The following is a 19,012-nucleotide window of genomic DNA, read 5'->3' as shown; positions in this document are numbered from 1 at the left end:
GAGGTCAGTTGTCCGTCGCGGGGGACCGGTGCGGGCCGCGCAGCCGGCACCGGGCGCACGAAGACACCAGGATCACCTCGTACCGCGACGAGGGAACGACAACAGCGGTGCGGTGGCGCACGGCCGGTCTCCCCTCACTGGTCACGGTGCGCGTCACATGCCGTGGTGGCGCGCGTTTCGTGGTGAGTGTAGGAAACGCGCGGGCGGCGGGAAACCGGATTTCGCGGCCCCGGCGCCCGCAGGCGGGCGTTGTGGGCGCCGGCGAATGATGAAACGATCCTCGGGGAACCGCACGGGACGGCGCTTGGGGAAGGGACCACATCGATGGACGGAGACCAGGGCCGCGCTGCCGCCACGGTGTTCGACGCGCTGGGCGCCGACTACGAGCGGGCGTTCGCCGGATCCGCCGCCCACCACGCCTCGTTGCAGCGGTTGCTGGGCGATCTCGCACCGCACAGCCGGATCCTGGACGTCGGCAGCGGAACGGGGCGGCCGACCGCGCAGACCCTCACCGGGGCAGGCCATGAGGTGCTGGGGGTGGACGTCTCGCCCGGCATGGTCGACCTGGCGTCCCGACAGGTTCCCGACGCCAGGTTCGAATGCGCCGACATCCTCGGACTCGCCCTGGAAGAGGGGAGTTTCGACGCGGTCTGCGCGTACTTCTCACTGCTCCAGATGTCCCGCGACGACCAGTTCCGGCTCCTGCGGAAGCTCGGCCGGCTGCTGGTTCCCGGCGGTCATCTGGTCGTGGCCACGGTGCCGTTGGACGTGGAGGACTTCGACGTCGTCTTCATGGGGCACGACGTGCGGGCGACGAGCTTCGGCCCGGAGGAGTTCACCGAGCTGGTCGCCGCGGCCGGCCTTTCGGTGCTGTGGGAGCAGAGCACCCTGTTCACTCCGGAGTACGAAGCGGCGTCGGCCGAGCCCCAGTTGTTCCTGCACTGCCGACGGGCCTGATACCCGGCCGGCCCCGGGCGCCGGGCCGCGGCTCGCTCAGCGCTCGGCCGGCGACTCTCCCGGGCGGCGGCTACGCCGGACCCCGGGGCACCGCCGCACCAGGGCGACGGGATGCCTGCCCGCCTTCAGCGGACCCTTCCACCTGCGCAGGACCTGCCGGCCGCAGCCGCGCCACTGCGCGGGCGAGATGGGTACGGGCTGCCCGCCCCGGGTGACCAGCGCGTTCACCGGAGTCATCGGATCCGCCGCCATGGACTTGGCGAGCAGCACGCCGATCACCAGCGGGGCCAGTGACAGCGCCAGCGTCGTGCCGGCGCCGGCGACGTGCTGGATGCGGGGGCGGGACGGTGCGTCAGGAAGCATGACCGTCATTCGACCAGCGACCGCGCGCCGGTGGATCGGTCGACGTACTCAGCCCGGCCCGCCCTCGTACTCACACCCGGGTGCACGAAGGCGGGCCTCCCAGGGCCCTTCGTCCGGTCCGGGCCGTGGCCTACGCGGTGGTACCGGGGCCGGAGCCCGTTCCCGATGCGGCCTTGATGCCCTTGGTGATGTCGTCCATGACGGAGAGCGCGGGCGCCTTGGAATTGACGTCGAAGCCGGACCGCACCACGATCAGCAGGTCCTTCGAGCGGGGCGACGGGAAGGCCAGCGACTGGACGTAGCCGTCGTCGCCGTTCTTCGTCACCACCTTCCAGCGCACCAGGTAGCCCTGCTCACCGGCCACGGTCACCGGACCGGACTTGAGTTCCTCGTGCGAGGTGATGCCGCCGTAGATCTTCTCGCCGTACGACTCCGTGACGTTGGCGGAGATGTCCTTCACCGCCGTGTCCTTCGCCGTCGTGGTGTCGAGCTTCAGGCCCTTCGCGGGCATGGAGAACACCCCGCCGCGCACGCACTTCTCGGACGTGTCGCCGGGGCACGGGTAGTCGCCCGTCGTCACGCCCGCGCCGGCGATCCCGGAGCTGCCCTTCCAGCCGTCCGGCACCGGAAGGCTGATGCCGCTGGTCAGGTCCGTGGCATAGCCGTCCTCGGTACCCGGCAGCTGCTGCTCGGGGGCGCCGCTCCCGCCGCCGCCTCCCGGTGCGCCCGGACCACGACGGGGCGAGTCCGAGGGCGGGGCGGACGGGGCCGCGGCCGCGCGCTCGTTGTCGTCGCCGGACCTGTCCGACAGCAGGAAGACGCCGCCCCCGACGGCGGCGAGGACCACCACCGCGGCGGTGACGCCCAGTCCGACGCGCATCCGGCGGCGCCGGACCGTGGCGGGCGGCACACGGAGCTGGTCGGTCCACCGGGTGCCGTCCCACCAGCGCTCGTGGACGGGGCCGATTCCTGTATACCCGGGGTCTGGGTGCCAGCCGGGCGGGCTCATCTGGGTCACGCGCCCCACCGTAGAACGACTGCGTGAGAATCGCATGAATCAGCTGTGCCGGATCGATCCGGATCGAAGAGGTCGGCGGGGCCGTCCGCCGTCCCTGTGGGAGGCCGAACGATGAGTGAAGAAGCAGCCGTGCGGATCGAGCGCGACGGGCCGGTGTTCACCGTGATCCTCGCGCGGCCCGGGTGCCGCAACGCCGTGGACGGGCCCACCGCCCGGCAACTGGCCGATGCGTTCCGGGAGTTCGATGCCGATCCGGACGCGTGCGTCGCCGTGCTGTGGGGCGAGGGCGGTACGTTCTGCTCGGGTGCCGACCTGAAGGGCATCGGTACGGAGCGGGGCAACGAGGTCCGGGCCGACGGCGACGGGCCGATGGGGCCGACCCGTATGCACCTGGGCAAGCCCGTCATCGCGGCCGTCTCCGGCCACGCCGTGGCCGGTGGGCTGGAGCTCGCCCTCTGGTGCGATCTCCGGGTGGTGGAGGACGACGCGGTGTTCGGGGTGTTCTGCCGCCGCTGGGGTGTGCCGCTGGTGGACGGGGGAACGGTGCGGCTGCCGAGGCTGATCGGCGAGAGCCGGGCCATGGACATGATCCTCACCGGGCGGCCCGTGCCGGCGGCCGAGGCGTACGCCATCGGGCTCGCCAACCGGATCGTGCCACCCGGCCAGGCACGAGGCGCGGCGGAGCGGCTCGCCCACGAGATCGCCGCCTTCCCGCAGTTGTGTCTGCGCCACGACCGGCTCTCGGTGCGCGAGCAGCACGGGCTGGGCGAACCGGAGGCGCTGGCCCAGGAGTACCGGCACGGCCTGGTCCCGCTGACGGCGGGAGAGACGCGGGCCGGGGCCGAACGTTTCGGAGGCGGCGCAGGCCGCCACGGATCCTTCGACGGGTGACGGCCGGGACACTGCCGGCTGTCCGCAGCCCGGCCTCCTGCGCCCGGCCCTCCGCAGCCCGGTCCTCCACCCGGTCCTCCGGCGTCCGGGCCCGGAAAACACTGCGACGTCGCCGTTTTCGGCCCCTAGGCTCGGCGGATGCCGACCCACACGTACCCCGACAAGCCCCGGCCCGGCGACCGTGTCGCCGTGCTGTCCCCCTCTTCCGGCCTTCCCGGCATCCTGCCGCTGCCCCATGAACTGGGGCTGCGCAGGCTCCGGGAGGACTTCGGCCTCGAACCGGTGGAGTACCCGACGACGAGGAAGATGGGCTCCACCCCGCAGGAACGCGCCGCCGACATCCACGCGGCGTTCGCCGACCCCGGCATCAAGGCCGTGATCTCCAGCATCGGCGGCGACGACCAGATCACCGTGCTGCCGCACCTGGACCGCGAGCTCCTGCGCGCCAACCCCAAGCCGTTCTTCGGGTACAGCGACTGCACGAACCTGCTGGTGTACCTGGAGAATCTGGGCATCGTCGGCTACCACGGCGGAACGGTCGTGGTCGAACTGGGACGTCCCGGCGCGATGCACCCACTGACCGCGGACTCCCTGCGCGCCGCCCTCTTCACCCGGGGCGAATTCGAGCTCACCCCGTCCAAGGAGTCCAACGGGGAGAACGGCCGGTGGGAGGACCCGCGCACCTTCGACTCCGAGCCCGCGATGCTGCCCTGCGGGGGCTGGATCTGGCACAACGCCGACGGCCGGAACGTGCGGGGCGCGAGCTGGGGCGGAAATCTGGAGATCCTTTCCTGGCTGCTGATGGCCGATCGTGAGATCCGGCCGGTGGACGAATACGCGGGACGGGTGCTGTTCCTCGAAACGAGCGAGGAGATGCCGTCGGCCGACGAGGTCTACCGGATCCTGCGGAGCATGGGGGAGCGCGGCCTGCTCCGGCAGTTCCCCGCCCTCCTCATGGCCCGGGCCAAGAACTGGTCGTTCGAGAAGCCGCTCGGCGCCGAGGACGGGGAGCGGTACCGCACGGAGCAGCGGAAGGCGGTGCTGCGGGCACTGGACGAGTACGCCCCCGAGACCATGGCCGTCCTCGATGTCGACCTCGGTCACACCGACCCGCAGCAGATCATTCCGTTCGGCGGCCGGATCGAGGTGGACGGAGTGGGGCGCCGCGTCGTCGTCAGCTACTGAACGGGCCTCGCCCGGCCCGGGCCGGCGAACGCCTGCCGGGAACGCCTGCCCCGGGAGTCGCCTCTTTGGTCCGACCATATGCGGTGTGTGACATAGTTGAAGATCCAGCGGCAGAGTCGACGGCAACCGGACGGTTCCGGCCGAGGCAAGGGGTGGCGGATGCCCGTCGAATGGCAACCCGTACGGCAGTCCCGTACGCATGAGCTGGTGCTTCAGAGCATCGAGCAGCGGGTCTTCGCCGGTGAGCTGCGGGCGGGCGACCGACTGCCGCCCGAGCGCGAGCTCGCGCCGGTGCTCGGGGTCAGCCGGTCCGCGCTGCGCGAGGCGCTGCGGGTGCTGGAGACCATCGGCGTACTGGTCGCACAGCCGGGCCGGGGGCCCGACGCCGGGGCGCGGATCGTGCGCCACCCCGACGACGCGCTCGGGCGGCTGCTGCGACTGCACTTCGCGCTGGGCAGCTACAGCCTGGAGGACGTCCTGGAGGCGCGTGTCGTGCTGGAGCGGTCCAGCTTCGAGGCGGCCGCGCGCAACGCCTCCCCGGAGGATCTCGACGAGGCGGAGGCCCTGGTCGTACGCATGGCGGAGCCGGGCGTCCCGGTCCTGGAGTTCAACGATCTGGACACCCGGTTCCATGTGCACATCGCCCGCAGCTCCGGCAACGAGCTGACCTCCACGCTCACCTCCGCCGTCCGCGAGTCGGTGCGACCGCTGATCCTGCGCGCGCTGGAGGCGGCCGAGGACTGGCCGGCCACGGCCGCAGCGCTCAACGCCGAGCACACCGAGCTGCTGAGGCTGGTGCGCGCGGGCGAGGGCGCGAGCGCCGCCGACCTGGTCGAGAGGCATATCCGCAGCCTCCACGGCACGCTGGTCGACGAGAACTCCGAGCGGGCGCGAGAGGATTCCTGACACGTCCAGGTACGGCTCCGGTCGGACGGACCGGAGACGTACGGCCGTGAGCGTGTGATTGTCAGGTGCATGCTCATCGGCTCACGGTCCGGTGGATCGCGGCGCGCATTCTTCATGTTCCGGACCGAGGCTAGTATGGTCGGACCATAAAAATAGAGAAGCGATCGGAGAGACCCCCATGCGCATCGGACTCTTCGCCACCTGTCTGGGAGACACGCTCTTCCCCGAGGCGGTGAAATCGACCGCGGTCCTGCTCGCCCGCCTGGGCCACGACGTGGTGTTCCCGCCGGGGCAGACCTGCTGCGGTCAGATGCACGTCAACACCGGATATCAGCGCGAACCCGTCCCCCTGGTCCGGAACTTCGCCGACCAGTTCGGCGACGACTCGATCGACGCCGTCGTGATGCCGTCCGGATCGTGCGCGGGCTCGGTCCGGCACCAGCACGAGATCGTCGCCGAACGGTACGGGGACGCGGCGCTGCGCGCGGGCGTCGCCACCGTCAAGGCCAAGACGTACGAGCTGTCGGAGTTCCTCGTGGACGTCCTGGGCGTGGGCGACGTCGGCGCGTACTTCCCGCACCGGGTGACGTACCACCCCACCTGTCACTCCCTGCGCATGTTGCGCGTCGGCGACAAGCCGCTCAGGCTGCTCCGCGCCGTCGACTCCATCGACCTCGTCGAACTCCCCGAGGCCGACTCCTGCTGCGGCTTCGGCGGCACCTTCGCCGTCAAGAACGCCGAGACGTCGACCGCGATGCTCCAGGACAAGATGCGCAACATCGCCACCACCGGGGCCGATGTCTGCACCGCGGGCGACTCGTCCTGTCTGATGCACATCGGCGGCGGCCTCTCCCGCATCGGCTCCGGCACCCGCACCCTGCACCTCGCCCAGATCCTCTCCGCCACCCGCACCTCGCCGTACGTCCCCACGGAGGCCGTCCGATGAGCAGCACCTTCCTCGGCATGCCCGCGACCCCGCCCCGCTCCCCGTACGGAACGGGCAACCTGCGCGGCGACCGGAAGTTCCCCGAGGCCGCCCACGACGAACTGCGCAACGAACAGCTGCGCCGCAACCTCGGCCGGGCCACCCGCACCATCCGCGCCAAACGCCTCCACGTCACCGGCGAACTGCCCGACTGGGAAGCGCTGCGCGAGGCGGGTTCGGCCATCAAGACCGACACCATGAACCGGCTCCCCGAACTCCTGGAGCAGCTGGAGCGCAACGTCACCGAGCGCGGCGGCACCGTCCACTGGGCGCGCGACGGCGTCGAGGCCAACGAGATCGTCGCCCGGCTGGTCAGGGCGACGGGCAGCAGCGACGTCATCAAGGTCAAGTCGATGGCCACCCAGGAGATCGGCCTCAACGAACACCTCGAATCGGCCGGCATCACCCCGTACGAGACCGACCTCGCCGAACTGATCGTCCAACTCGCGCACGACAAGCCGTCGCACATCCTGGTGCCCGCGATCCACCGCAACCGCGACGAGATCCGGCAGATCTTCCTCAAGGAGATCCCGGGCGTCGACCCGGGCCTGGACAACGTGCCCGCGCATCTCGCCGCCGCCGCCCGCGCCTACCTGCGCGAGAAGTTCATGACGACCAAGGTGGCGGTCTCCGGGGCGAACTTCGGCATCGCCGAGACCGGAACGCTCGCCGTCGTGGAGTCCGAGGGCAACGGCCGCATGTGCCTGACGATGCCCGACACCCTGATCACCGTCATGGGCATCGAGAAGGTGCTGCCGCGCCATCAGGACCTCGAAGTGTTCCTCCAGCTGCTGCCGCGCTCCTCCACCGGCGAGCGGATGAACCCGTACACCTCGATGTGGACCGGGGTGACGCCGGGCGACGGACCGCAGGAGTTCCATCTGGTCCTGCTCGACAACGGCCGCACCGCGGCGCTCGCCGACCGGATCGGACGCGAGGCCCTCAACTGCATCCGCTGCTCGGCCTGTCTCAACGTCTGCCCGGTGTACGAACGGGCCGGCGGCCACGCGTACGGATCGACGTACCCCGGACCGATCGGCGCCGTCCTCACCCCGCAGCTCGCCGGGATGCACGCGGCCAAGAACGACCCCAACAGCTCGCTGCCGTACGCCTCCAGCCTCTGCGGCGCCTGTTTCGACGCCTGCCCGGTCAAGATCGACATTCCGTCGCTCCTGGTCGAACTGCGCCACCAGCACACCGAGCAGTCCGGCACCACGGCGGAGAAGCTGGCCATGAAGGCCGCGGCGACCGTCATGAAACATCCGAAGCTCTTCACCGCAGCGCAGAAGGGGGCGGGCATCGGCCGCGTCATCGGCGGGCGGGACGGGAAGATCTCGCATCTCCCGCCGCCGTTCGACGGCTGGAGCGGGAGCCGGGACACCGAGGTCCCGCCGAAGCAGACCTTCCGCTCCTGGCTGGCATCGGCCGAGGGCACCGCGACGATGCGGGCCGCCGCGGGCGAGTACGAGCAGGGCCGGAAGAAGAACGAGGAGGAGAAGTGACGACCGCTCGCGAAACGGTGCTGGGCAGGATCAAGGACGCACTCTCCCTCGCCCCCGCCCCCGCCCCCGGCATCGCCGTCCCGCGCGGCTACCGCACCGGCCGCACCCTCCCCGACGACGAACGCCTGGCCCTCTTCACCGACCGGCTCGTCGACTACAAAGCCACCGTGCACACCTGCACCGCCGACCGCACCGCACACGTCGTCGCCGAGGTGCTGCGGGAGCGCGGGGCACGGCGGATCGGCGTGCCGGCCGGGCTCGACGCCGACTGGCTCGGCGGGTACGACGGCGAGGTCCAGCGGGACTCCGCCGACATCCCGGCGCCCCGGCTCGACGCGTTGGACGGGGTCGTCACCGCCTCGGCCGTCAGCTGCGCCGAGACCGGCACCATCTTCCTGGACGGCTCGCCCGACCAGGGGCGGCGGGCGCTTTCCCTGGTCCCCGATCTGCACGTCTGCGTCGTCGATCTGTCGACGGTCGAGGCCGGTGTGCCGGAAGCCGTGGCACGGCTGGTGCCGCAGCGTCCGACGACGCTGATCAGCGGCCCCTCGGCCACCTCCGACATCGAGCTGGAGCGGGTGGAGGGCGTGCACGGTCCGCGCACCCTGGCCGTGGTGATCAGGACGGACGCGTAGGGCCGGCGCCGGCGGGCGGGGTGCGCGGCGGTCACCGGGGATCCCCGCGCCGCGCACCCCGTTGCTCAGCCGTGCGTGACCGTCACCGGCTCGAAGCCGATACGCGTCGTCGTCCCGTCCTGCGCCCAGCGGACCTCCACGACGTCCCCGTCCACCGACACCGCGTCGACCACCGAGTCGATCGGCGCCGCGTCGGGCTCCGCGGTCAGCGAGGCCAGCGCCACCAGCACCACCGGGCCCGTCGCGGACGCGGACAGCCGGGGCACCACCGCCCAGGGCGTGTACGCGGTGCCCTGCGGAGCCCGTACCTCGTCCCGGGCCTCCCAGCCGTGCAGGCCGTACAGCTCCGAGGTCAGGGCGTCGTCGCGGCCGGTCGCCCAGCCCGTCTGCTCCACCCGCGCCCCGTCCGGCGCGCCGAGCACCCGGTGCGCCCGCAGCTCGTACCGCCCGCGCACCGCGGTGACGCTCTCCACCCGCAGCCCCGGCACCATCGGCGAGCCCGACGCGAACACCGGGCGGTGCCAGGAGGCGGCCCAGCCCCAGCCGTCGCCCCCGCCGGCGCCCAGCGCACGGATGACCCGGCGCCCGCTGCGGGCCCCGGCGACGACCACGGCCAGATGGTTGTCCGCCGTGTTCCCCCGCGAGGTGGGGCCGGTCACCGTGGAGTACGACTGGCGGCTGTACAGCGGGTCGTCCTGCACACCCGACTCGCCCTCGTGCGGGCGCACATGGTCACTGCCGTGGTTGTGCAGCCGCACGACCCCGTCCGCGCGGGTGGTCTGGACGAGCAGCCCCGGTGCGGGCAGTGCGAGCACCCGGTCGGGGCCCTCGCTCGGCGCGGGCTCCTCGGTCGCCGTCCACAGCGGATGGCCCTCCGGGGCGAGCAGCGAGACGAAGGCCTTGGACGCCCAGTACGGCGAGGCGGGCGCCGAGTAGTTCTGCAGCGACGCCTCGTGCGGGCCGTGCCAGCCCAGGTTCAGCAGCCCGTCCGTACCGGTCGCGCCCCGCTCCAGGAAGTAGCGCAGCGACCCGTTGATCACCCGCCGCGAGGCGCCGGGGGTGAGCGGGGTGTGCCCGCTGACGGCGCCGAGCGCCACGGACGAGGCCGCCGCGAAGCGGTAGGTCAGCGAGCGGCCGAAGTGGATCGGCGCGCCGTCGCCGCCGAACAGCAGCGAGAAGCCCTCCAGGTGCTCGCGCAGCCGGGCGCCGTAGTGCGCGGACAGCGCGGCGTCGCCCGACAGATGCGCGTCCAGCACCGGGTAGAGGTGCAGTGCCCAGCCGTTGTAGTGGTCGAAGGCCCGGCCGTCGCCGTCCGCGTACCAGCCGTCGCCCCGGTACCAGCCCTCCAGCAGATCGAGGGCCCGCTGCTTGGCCCGTGCCGTTTCCGCGTCGCCACGGCCCACGGACTCCAGGAACCCGGCCACGGAGTAGGGGAAGAGGTACCAGTTGTTGGGGGAAGGGACGTGCCGCAGCGCGTCGCGCAGCCACTCCTCGGTCCGGTCCTGGACCCCGGCGTCCAGCCGGTCCCAGAGCCACGGCCGGGTCAGCCGCAGGCCTATCGCCACCGAGGCGGACTCGACCATGGGCTGGCCGAAGACGGTGTGGTCGCGGATCAGCGGCCAGGACTCGGCGTCGTCACGGCCGGGGGTACGGGTGCCCGCCGCGAGCCCGTCGGCGTACCGGTCCAGCCAGCCGTGCGGGTCCTTGCCCTCCGCGCCCGCCACCCGGAAGGCGGCGGCGAGGAAGGTGCGCGCGTAGCCCTCCAGACCGTCGGAACGCACACCGGAAGCGGACGGCCGGCCCGGCAGGTCCAGCAGGGCGCCGCCGGGGGTGGCCCACTGCCAGGCGGCCCGGAGCAGCCCGTCGGCGGCGGCCTCCCAGTGCGCGCGGGTGTAGCCGGTGTACGGGCTCGACCTCCGGTCGTCCGCCGGGAGTTCGATGGGTGAGATCGGATGCGGAGCGGTCATGCGAGGAATGCCAGCCTTTCGTGTCGTACGGGATGGGCGAAACCGTCGCCCGCGGCCCAGCGGTCGATCTCGCCGACCGCGAGGCCGACCAGTCGTTGCCATTCATTGCCCTGCGAGCCCGCGAGGTGCGGGGTGATCAGAGCGTTGTCGCAGTCCCAGAGGGGGTGTGCGGTGGGCAGTGGATCGGGATCGGTGACGTCGAGGATCGCCCGGATCCGGTCCTGCCGGAGCACGTCGGTGAGTGCGTCCTGGTCCACGACGGCGCCCCGCGCGGTGTTGATCAGCACGGCGTCCGGGCGCATCGAGGTGAGCAGCTCACGGTCGACGAGCCCGCGGGTGGACGGCAGCAGCGGGGTGTGGACGCTCACCACGTCGCTCTGCGCGAAGAGTTCCGCGAGGCCGACCGGCCGCACACCGAGCGCCGCGGCCTGCGCGTCGGTGACGTACGGATCGTGCAGCAGGACGGGCAGGTCGTAGGGGCGCAGCAGCTCGATGACGCGCCGGCCGATCATCGAGGCGGACAGGATGCCGACGGTGCGGCCGTGGTTCCCGACCCGGGCGGGCGTGGCGAGCCAGTTGTCGCGGCGGCGCTCCGCGCGGTACTCGCGGGCCCGTTCCAGGACCCGTTTGCCGGAGAGCAGGATCATCGCGACGGTGTACTCGGCCACCGGCAGGGCGTTGGCGGCGGCCGCCGACGAGACCTCGATGCCGCGGTCCCAGCACTCCTCGGTGATGTGTCCGCGGACGCTGCCCGCGGTGTGGACGACCGCGCGCAGCCGCGGGGCGGCGGCCAGGGCGGCCGCGTCCAGCGGCGGACATCCCCAGCCGGTGACCAGGATCTCCACGTCCGCCAGAACGGCGCGGGCCCGGTCGGTGGCGAAGTCGTCGAGGGCGGGGAGGTCCGCGAGATCGCAGACCTCGTCGAGCGCGGCCAGGGACCGGGCGTCGAGGAGCGCGGTCGCGGCGGCAGGCTTCATGGCCACGGCGGCGCGCGGCCGGTTCCGGGTGGGGCGGGCTTCGGAAGGGTCGGGGCTGGTCCTGGTCATCTTTCTCCTGGCAGAGGGACGGGACGGTGGCGGTGGCCCGGTCATTTCACGGCACCCGCGGTGAGCCCCGACTTCCAGAAACGCTGGAGCAGGGCGAAGGCGAGGACCAACGGCAGGACCGCGAGGAGCGAACCCATGATCACGACGGGGTAGTACTCGGGCGAGACGACGGCGGCGCTGTTCCATGTGTAGAGACCGAGACTGACCGGATACAGATGCTGGTCGGAGAGCATGACCATCGGCAGGAAGAAGTTGTTCCAGATCGCCGTGAGCTGGAAGAGGAAGACGGTCACCAGGCCCGGCCCCAGCATCCGCAGGGCGACCCGGAAGTAGGCGGCCAGCTCGCCGGCGCCGTCCAGCCGCGCCGCCTCCAGCACCTCGTCCGGCACGTACCCCCGGCTGAAGATCCGGCCGAGGTAGACCCCGAACGGGTTGAAGAGCACCGGGACGAAGACCGACCAGAAGGTGTTGACGAGGCCCGTGCCGGACGCCATCAGGTACAGCGGCAGCGCGAGCACGGTCTGCGGCACCATCACCGCGGCCAGCACCAGGGCGAACAGCTTCTCCTTGTGCGCGAAGCGGTACTTGTCGAAGGCGTACCCGCAGGCGATGCTCACCATCGCGCCGACCGCGGCGCCCAGCACCGCGTACAGCAGGCTGTTTCCGTACCAGCGCCCGTACAGTCCGCCGTCCATCGCGAACAGGTCCTTCAGGTTCTGCCCGAAGGAGAAGTGGTCCAGCGACAGCACATCGCTGCCGAACAGCGCGTCGCGGTCCTTCGAGGCGGCGAGGACCAGCCACAGCACGGGCAGCAGCGTGTAGAGCACCGAGACGCCGACGACGAGGTTGACGACGGCGCGGCCGAGGAGCCGGGGCCGCCGAGCGGCGGCGGTCCGGGCAAAGAGCGTGCTCACCGGGTGTCCTCCCCGGGTGCCCCCGCGCGGTTGGACCAGCGGGTGACGCCGTAGGAGAGCGCGATCGTGCAGACGAGCAGGACGACCGAGGCGGCCGCGGCGAGGCCGTAGTTGTTACGGGTGAACGCCGCGTCGTAGATGTACATGCTGGGCGAGAACCGAGAGCTGATCATCGGTGTCGCCTGGCTCAGCAGCATCGGCTCGGTGAACAGCTGCAGGGCGAAGATCAGGGTGAACATCGCGACCATCACGATCGACGAACGCACCAGCGGTGTTTTCACCTGGAGCGCGGTACGGACCGGACCCGCGCCGTCGACCACCGACGCCTCGATCACCTCGCGCGGCACGGCCTGGAGGGCCGCGAAGAAGACGACCGTGTTGTAGCCGAGATTGCTCCACAGCGCGATGTTCACGATCGACGGCAGGACGGTGTGCACACCCAGGAAGTCGACGGTGATGTCGGCCCCGGCCAGCAGGTCGATCACCGGGCTGAGCCCCGGGGTGTACAGGTACAGCCAGATGACGGCCGCGATGATGCCGGGCACCGCGTGCGGCAGGAACAGCCCGAGCCGGGCCCACGACCGCAGCCGTACCAGCCCGGAGTCCAGCAGCAGGGCGAGCGCGAGGGCGCCGGTCACCATCAGCGGGATGTAGATCAGGCAGTACAGGACGACGGTGCCCAGCCCGCCGATGAACGTCGGGTCGGTCAGCACGGCGGTATAGCTGCGCAGCCCGACGAAGACGGTGCGCTCCGGGCCGAAGCCGAGACCGGGCTGGTCGGAGCCGAAGAAGCTGAGCCAGAGGGCCGTTGCGACGGGGATCAGGAAGACCGTCACGAGAAGGATGAAGAAGGGGGTCATCAGGGCGCCGCACGCGCCGAGTTCCCGGCGCCTGGCGTGCCTGAGGGCGCGGCGCGCCGGTCCGGCGGCCGACGGCTGTTGTTCCCCGGCGGTCCCCGAGGCGTGCGCGGGCGGACGCGTGGGGGCGGGAGCGGGGGTGGTGAGGTGGCTGGACACGGTGTCACCTGCCTCTCTGCTGCTGGAAGGGCTGCTGCTGGAAGGACCGCTGCCGGAACGGGGGACGGAAGAGGGGACGGGGCACGGTCAGGTGCTGTGCTCGGTGGTGGCGAGACCAAGGGCCCTGAGGTCCGGCATGGTGCCCCGCTGGGCCGCGCGCACGGCGTCGATCACCGAACCCCGGCCGCCGCCCACCCGGGCGAAGCCGTCCTGCATCACCTTCTGCGAGGCGGACATCCGCGGTCCCCATGTCCAGCCGTCCCGGATCTTGTGCGCCTCCCGCTCGAAGAGCGCGTAGATGTCCTGCCCGTTGTAGTAGCCGCGGTCGAAGGCCTTGCGGCCGACGGCCACGAGCCCGGGGGCGGCCGGGTACTGGCTGCTGGTGCCGCCGGCGAGCCGGGCGCGCAGCGCGTCGGGGTGCGATACCTGCCACGCGATGAACTCCATGGCGGCCTCCGGGTGCCTGCTGCCGGAGGTGACCGCGAAGGTGGACCCGCCGTGGGTGCCGAGCGCAGCGGCGGACGGGCTCCACTGGGGCAGCGGCGCGACGGCCCACTTCCCCTTCTGCGCGGGCCGGGCGTTCATCTGCGCCCCGGCGTCCCAGGCACCGCTGAGCCGGGTGAGGACCTGGCCGCTGCCGATCTGGGCGTCGTACTGCCGGCCGTCGACCGCGTTCACGACGACCAGGTCCTGGTCGATCAGCCGCTGCCAGTACGCGGCGACGCGGCGGCTCGGCGCGTCGGCGAACGACACGTTCCAGGCGCCCGCCCGGGTGTCGAACCACTGGGCACCGGCCTGCCAGGCGAACGAGGCGAACTGCGGGGCGCCGTCCGTGGCGAAGGCCGTCAGTCTGCGGCCGGGGGCCTTGCGGCGCACCGTCCGGGCCACCTCCTCGAACTCCGCCCAGGTGCGCGGGACCGGCAGGCCGTACTCGGCGAACAGGTCGGTGCGGTAGTGCATCACCATCGGCTCGACGTCCAGCGGCACGCCGAAGACCCGCCGGTCGAAGGTGGTCAGGCCGAGCGCCTGCGGCAGCAGCGCGGCGCGCAGCCGGTCGCCGACCAGGCCGGTGATGTCCCGGGCGACCCCGTCGATGGCGAAGCCCGGGATCTGGGGGTACTCGATCGTCGCGACGTCCGGGGCGTTGCCCGCCCGGGCGGCGTTGCTGAGCTTGGCGTACCCGCCCATCGAGCCCGCCGGGACCTGCTGGAGGTCGACCTGGACGGTGTCGTGGGTGCGGTTGAACGCGTCCACCACGTCCTGGCTGCCGCGCAGCGCGGACCAGAAGGTGATCCGAGTGGGGCGCCGGCCGCCGCCGGCCGCCGTGGCGCCGGTGCTGCGCGCGGCAACCGCCCCCGAGGGCGCGCCGCCGCAGGCGCCGAGCGCACCTGCCGACGGCAGGGCGGCGATCGTGGCGAGCACGGATCGACGGCTCTGTCGTCCGGGCATGTGCGCCTCCCGCGGCTGCTGAAACGGCTCACGGGGAATCCTGATCGGCTGATCGTTACTTGGTCAATAGATCGCTCAGAAGAAAATTAAAACGGTCAAACGATCAGTCGGTGGAGCGGGGCGGCTCCTGGGCCGATCCCCGCACCTTCAGCGTGGGCAGCAGCTCCGTGCGGCGCACCGGACCGCTCGCGCCCGCCCCGCCCGCCAGCCGGTGGAGCAGCAGCTCGGCGGCCGCCCGCCCGATCTCCGCCTTCGGCGGCGCCACCGCCGTCAGCGGCGGGCTGCCGAGCGCCGCCACCACATCGTCGTACGCCACCACCGAACAGTCCCGGGGTACCTCGACACCGCTCTCCGCCAGCCGCTGCACCAGCATCAGCGCGTCCACGTCGCCGTGCAGCACGGCGCCCGTCACGCCCCGCTCCCGCAGCAGCGCGGCGAGGTCGAGCACGGCAGGGTTGCCGCCCGCCCCGGCGGGACCGCGGGGCTCCGCCGGGGCGGGGGCGTCCGGGCCCGGCACGGCCTGCGGGGAGCTCAGCACCACCGACCACTGCGCCACCTCGGGACGGGCCGCCGCGATCTCGGCGAACGCGGTACGGATGCTGCGTGCCGTCGGACTGTCGTCCCGGGCGGCCAGCACGATACGGCGGTGCCCCAGCGACACCAGATGGTCCACGGCGAGATGGATCCCGTACCAGTGGTCGGAACAGACGGAGTCCAGGGCGTGCAGCGCGCTGCCCGGCCGGGGCCGCCGCTCCATCAGCACGGTCGGCACCCCCACGTTCGCGAGCCAGCCGTAGTCCAGCTCCTCCGAGCGGGCGCTGCGCCAGCGGGGCGCGATCAGCAGCCCGCGCGCCCCGTCCGCGAGCGCCCGTTCCACCAGCGGACGTTCGGCACCGGCCGACGGCGGCGCGATGTGCAGGGCGATCCGGATCCCGGACTCCTCCAGGACGGAGCGGGCGCCGTGCAGGGTCTCGTACAGGTACGTGTGCCGCTCCGGGACGACCAGGGCGACCGCCCCGGCGTCGCCGCCCGGCTCCTCGCCCCGGGCCGCCGGGACCGCGGCGGTCGGGACCGGCTCCCGCACCGGGCGGGCCACCCCGTGTCCGCGGCGCAGCCGCCCGTCCCGGGCCAGCTCCTCCACGTCCCGCCGGACCGTGACCACCGAGACATCGAGCTCGGCCGCGAGCGCGCTGACCTTGACGGCGCCGCGCGACTCCACCACCGACAGGATCCGCTGCCGCCTGAGTTCAACCGGCTCCCGCATGCTGCTGGCCCCCTCGCCGTACCGCCGCGCACTGTTCGTTTGAGCGCTTCCGGTGAGCGCTCGGCACGCAGCATAGCGATCGGTCTCCGGCCGGACAGCGCTGCGGACCGCCACGTACGCCCCACGGGCCCCAGTGGGCACCCTTGCCACTGCGTCACAACGAGACCTAACGTCAACGGACTTGAGACCGAACGCCGAGGGGAGGGGCACATGGAGATCAAGAAGGTCGTGGTCCGCGAGGAAGAGGCGAAGAACCGCGAACGGCAGACGATCGAGAAACGTCCGACACGCTGAACCGGAACGCCCCGGTTCGGCGGGACAGCGACGAGAAGGGCGGACGCCGGGCGGGGCCCGGCGTCCGCCACCGTGCCGTGGGAGGCTCCGTGCGAATACATCTGGTGACCATGCCCTGGCAGCCGATCGAACTCCCCTCGCTCCAGGTGGGACTGCTGCACGCGCTGCTGGACCGGACCCGGCCGGACGACGAGGTGCGCGAGTTCCACGGCTCCCTGCGCTGGGCGGAATTCCTGCTGGAACGCTCGAAGGGGGCGTTGCGCCCAGGTGACCACGTCGCGGTCGGCAGCGAATCGATCTTCGACGGACTCGGGGACTGGGTGTTCTCCGGCGTCCTGTACAACGACCCCGAATGGGGTGTGGCGCAGCTCAAGGAGTACGCCGCGCAGCGCGGGACCGACATCGCCACCGCGACCGCGATGCGCGTCCACGCGGCGGAGTTCGTCGAGGAGGGCGCGGGCGCGATACTCGCCGACGCCCCCGATGTCGTGGGCTTCACCTCCACGTTCATGCAGAACATCTCCTCGCTGGCGCTCGCCGCGGAGCTCAAACGGCGCCGCCCCGGGCTGACCGTGGTGTTCGGCGGAAGCAACTGCGACGGCCCGATGGGCCACGCACTGCACCGCAACCACCGCTTCGTCGACCATGTGGTGCGCGGCGAGGGGGAGTACGCCCTGCCCGCCCTGCTCGCCCACATCGACGCGGGCACCGCGCCCGCCGACGTCCCCGGACTCTGCTGGTGGGACGGCCGGGAGTCGCGCGCCAACGAGGAGTCCCGGCGCACCGTCGCACCCGCCGACATCCCCTCGCCCGACTACGACCTCTGGCAGCGGGCCATCGACGCCTCCCCGGTCGCGGAGTACGTCCACCCGAAACTGGTGGTGGAGGGGGCCCGGGGCTGCTGGTGGGGCGAGAAGCACCACTGCACCTTCTGCGGGCTCAACGGCTCGGCGATGACCTTCCGGGCCAAACCCGGGAACCGGCTCTGGGACGAGGTCGACCGTCTGGTGCGGCGGCACCGCATTCTGGACATCGTCACCGTCGACAACATCATCGACATGGCGTACTTCAAGGACTTCCTCCCGCTCGCCGCCGGCAGCGACTGGGACCTGCGCATGCACTACGAGGTCAAGTCCAACCTCACCGCCGAGCAGCTGGAACTGCTCGCCCGCGCCGGCTCGGTCCACATCCAGCCCGGCATCGAGAGCCTCGGCAACAGGGCTCTGGACCTCATGGACAAGGGCGTCAGCGGGGCCCGCAACGTCCGGACCCTGCGCGAGTGCGAGAACCACTCGCTCACCTGCTCCTGGAACTACCTGTACGGCTTCCCGGGGGAGACCGACCAGGACTACGCCCCCGTCATCGACCAGCTGCCGGCGCTCGTCCACCTCCAGCCGCCCGGCGGAGCCCACCGCATCCAGCTGGAACGGTTCAGCCCCAACTTCGCCGACCCCGCGCTCGGCTTCCCGCAACGCCGGCCCGCCGAAATGTACCGCCATGTCTACGACCTGCCCGAGGACCAACTGGCTGATCTGGTCTACCTCTTCGACACCCCGCCCGCCGGGATCGGCGGCGGGACCGAGGCGCGGCTGAAGGCCGCGGCCCGCGACTGGTACACCGGCCATCCCGCCTCGACCCTGGTCCTGGAACAGCCCACCGACGACGGGCCACTCCTCGTCCACGACCGGCGCCACGGCTGGCCGCCCCGCACCCACCGGCTGACCGGCTGGCACGCCGCCGCCCTGCGCCACCTGGAGGCGGGCCGCACCCGCAGCGCACTGCACCGGCTGCTCACGGCCGACGGGCACCGGCCGGCCGATGCGGAGCTGGACGCGTGGCTCGGCGAAGCGGTCGCGCTGGGACTCCTCTTCGACGACGGGCGTTCCTACGTGTCGCTGCCCACCTGGCACGTACCGGTCCGGTCGGTCGAGCGCGCCCAGGCACCGGACGGGACCGCCGGCGTGGCATCGGGCACGCCGGACGACGGAGAGAAGGCCGCCGAATGAGCCCCCTGCCCGCACCCCCGACCCGCACCGCGCCCGACCTGCCGGCCGGGTGGGTGCCGCACCGGATCCGCGGACGGCTGGTGACGGTCGGCGAACCGCTGCGGCTGGGGGCGGGCGGACGCCCGGCGGCGGAAGCGGTCCGGTTCCTGCGCGAGTGCCAGAGCCACGACCTCGTGGTGCGCTGGCTTCCGGCGACCGACGACCCGCTGTTCACCGGGCCCGCGCACGAGGTGGCCCGGACGGCCGGTCTGCTGCGCCACCTGCCGGCCCCCGGCCCCCTGCCCGGCGAACCGGTGGAGCTCGGCACCTGGCGGGAGCGCCACGCCTACGGGCAGCTCTACCACCGGCGCGGACCGGACTTCGTCACCGTCATGGACCGCCGGGAGCCGTCGGCCGCAGCCCGCTTCACGATCGACGACCCCGATCTGCTCGCCGCCTTCCGCACCGTCCAGGCCCCCACCGCAATGGCCGCGCTGGACGCCATCGGCCGGGAAGCGGTGGAGCTGCTGGCGGCCGAGCGCCTCGCCCGGGTGACCGACGGCTGGGCGGTGGCCCTGCCGCCACGCATCCGCCGGTGGCCCGTCCCCTGCACCGACATCTGAACGGGATGGAGC

17 protein-coding genes are annotated in these 19,012 nt (G+C 72.3%); 9 read left to right on the top strand and 8 right to left on the bottom strand.

The window, feature by feature from the left end:
• The first annotated feature begins 324 nt into the window (after positions 1 to 324).
• Positions 325 to 957, top strand: coding sequence for a class I SAM-dependent methyltransferase (locus AADR41_RS24310; RefSeq protein ID WP_342283514.1), 633 nt, complete (start codon positions 325 to 327; stop codon positions 955 to 957).
• A 36-nt stretch (positions 958 to 993) separates the two neighbouring features.
• Here AADR41_RS24310 and AADR41_RS24305 read toward each other — a convergent pair whose 3' ends face one another.
• On the bottom strand, positions 994 to 1,320 hold the full coding sequence (locus AADR41_RS24305) for a hypothetical protein (RefSeq protein WP_342283513.1): 327 nt from the start codon (positions 1,318 to 1,320) through the stop codon (positions 994 to 996).
• 130 nt (positions 1,321 to 1,450) lie between these two features.
• Positions 1,451 to 2,329, bottom strand: a complete 879-nt coding sequence (locus tag AADR41_RS24300; RefSeq protein ID WP_342283533.1) for a DUF2510 domain-containing protein — start codon at positions 2,327 to 2,329, stop codon at positions 1,451 to 1,453.
• 120 nt (positions 2,330 to 2,449) lie between these two features.
• On the opposite strand from AADR41_RS24300, the gene AADR41_RS24295 reads away from it, so the two are divergent.
• The 6 genes from AADR41_RS24295 to AADR41_RS24270 all read left to right on the top strand — a co-directional run bounded on the left by AADR41_RS24295 (position 2,450) and on the right by AADR41_RS24270 (position 8,442).
• On the top strand, positions 2,450 to 3,229 hold the full coding sequence (locus AADR41_RS24295; protein ID WP_342283512.1) for a crotonase/enoyl-CoA hydratase family protein: 780 nt from the start codon (positions 2,450 to 2,452) through the stop codon (positions 3,227 to 3,229).
• Positions 3,230 to 3,367: 138 nt separating this feature from the next.
• Positions 3,368 to 4,414: a S66 family peptidase gene (locus AADR41_RS24290; RefSeq protein WP_342283511.1), complete on the top strand. Its 1,047-nt coding sequence runs from the start codon at positions 3,368 to 3,370 to the stop codon at positions 4,412 to 4,414.
• A gap of 159 nt (positions 4,415 to 4,573) precedes the next feature.
• Entirely contained in the window at positions 4,574 to 5,320 is a 747-nt protein-coding gene (locus AADR41_RS24285; RefSeq protein ID WP_342283510.1) for a FadR/GntR family transcriptional regulator, read from the top strand.
• A gap of 178 nt (positions 5,321 to 5,498) precedes the next feature.
• On the top strand, positions 5,499 to 6,266 hold the full coding sequence (locus AADR41_RS24280) for a (Fe-S)-binding protein (protein WP_342283509.1): 768 nt from the start codon (positions 5,499 to 5,501) through the stop codon (positions 6,264 to 6,266).
• Positions 6,263 to 7,807: a lactate utilization protein B gene (locus AADR41_RS24275; protein ID WP_342283508.1), complete on the top strand. Its 1,545-nt coding sequence runs from the start codon at positions 6,263 to 6,265 to the stop codon at positions 7,805 to 7,807. Before AADR41_RS24280 ends, AADR41_RS24275 begins: the two co-directional genes overlap by 4 nt.
• Complete coding sequence (locus AADR41_RS24270; RefSeq protein ID WP_342283507.1) at positions 7,804 to 8,442, top strand: LutC/YkgG family protein; 639 nt, start codon at positions 7,804 to 7,806, stop codon at positions 8,440 to 8,442. The genes AADR41_RS24275 and AADR41_RS24270 overlap by 4 nt, the downstream gene beginning before the upstream one ends.
• Before the next feature lie 65 nt (positions 8,443 to 8,507).
• On the opposite strand, the gene AADR41_RS24265 is transcribed toward AADR41_RS24270, so the two are convergent.
• The 6 genes from AADR41_RS24265 to AADR41_RS24240 all read right to left on the bottom strand — a co-directional run bounded on the left by AADR41_RS24265 (position 8,508) and on the right by AADR41_RS24240 (position 16,098).
• Positions 8,508 to 10,409, bottom strand: coding sequence for a DUF2264 domain-containing protein (locus tag AADR41_RS24265; protein ID WP_342283506.1), 1,902 nt, complete (start codon positions 10,407 to 10,409; stop codon positions 8,508 to 8,510).
• Positions 10,406 to 11,455: a hydroxyacid dehydrogenase gene (locus tag AADR41_RS24260; protein WP_342283505.1), complete on the bottom strand. Its 1,050-nt coding sequence runs from the start codon at positions 11,453 to 11,455 to the stop codon at positions 10,406 to 10,408. Before AADR41_RS24260 ends, AADR41_RS24265 begins: the two co-directional genes overlap by 4 nt.
• A gap of 41 nt (positions 11,456 to 11,496) precedes the next feature.
• Positions 11,497 to 12,369: a carbohydrate ABC transporter permease gene (locus AADR41_RS24255; RefSeq protein ID WP_342283504.1), complete on the bottom strand. Its 873-nt coding sequence runs from the start codon at positions 12,367 to 12,369 to the stop codon at positions 11,497 to 11,499.
• On the bottom strand, positions 12,366 to 13,385 hold the full coding sequence (locus tag AADR41_RS24250; RefSeq protein ID WP_342283503.1) for a carbohydrate ABC transporter permease: 1,020 nt from the start codon (positions 13,383 to 13,385) through the stop codon (positions 12,366 to 12,368). The genes AADR41_RS24255 and AADR41_RS24250 overlap by 4 nt, the downstream gene beginning before the upstream one ends.
• A gap of 87 nt (positions 13,386 to 13,472) precedes the next feature.
• A complete protein-coding gene (locus AADR41_RS24245; protein WP_342283502.1) occupies positions 13,473 to 14,834 on the bottom strand; it encodes an ABC transporter substrate-binding protein in 1,362 nt (453 codons plus the stop codon).
• 103 nt (positions 14,835 to 14,937) lie between these two features.
• Complete coding sequence (locus AADR41_RS24240) at positions 14,938 to 16,098, bottom strand: substrate-binding domain-containing protein (protein ID WP_342283501.1); 1,161 nt, start codon at positions 16,096 to 16,098, stop codon at positions 14,938 to 14,940.
• A 383-nt stretch (positions 16,099 to 16,481) separates the two neighbouring features.
• Between AADR41_RS24240 and AADR41_RS24235 the strand changes: the two genes are divergently transcribed.
• Both AADR41_RS24235 and AADR41_RS24230 read left to right on the top strand, forming a co-directional pair.
• A complete protein-coding gene (locus AADR41_RS24235; RefSeq protein ID WP_342283500.1) occupies positions 16,482 to 18,398 on the top strand; it encodes a RiPP maturation radical SAM C-methyltransferase in 1,917 nt (638 codons plus the stop codon).
• Positions 18,395 to 19,000, top strand: a complete 606-nt coding sequence (locus AADR41_RS24230; RefSeq protein WP_342283499.1) for a DUF5825 family protein — start codon at positions 18,395 to 18,397, stop codon at positions 18,998 to 19,000. The genes AADR41_RS24235 and AADR41_RS24230 overlap by 4 nt, the downstream gene beginning before the upstream one ends.
• Positions 19,001 to 19,012 lie beyond the last annotated feature (12 nt).

Source organism: Streptomyces sp. CLV115, from assembly GCF_038448545.1.
Classification (GTDB): Bacteria; Actinomycetota; Actinomycetes; order Streptomycetales; family Streptomycetaceae; genus Streptomyces; species Streptomyces sanglieri.
Note: the sequence above shows the minus strand (reverse complement) of the source record. Positions and strands in the feature narration are given on the sequence as shown.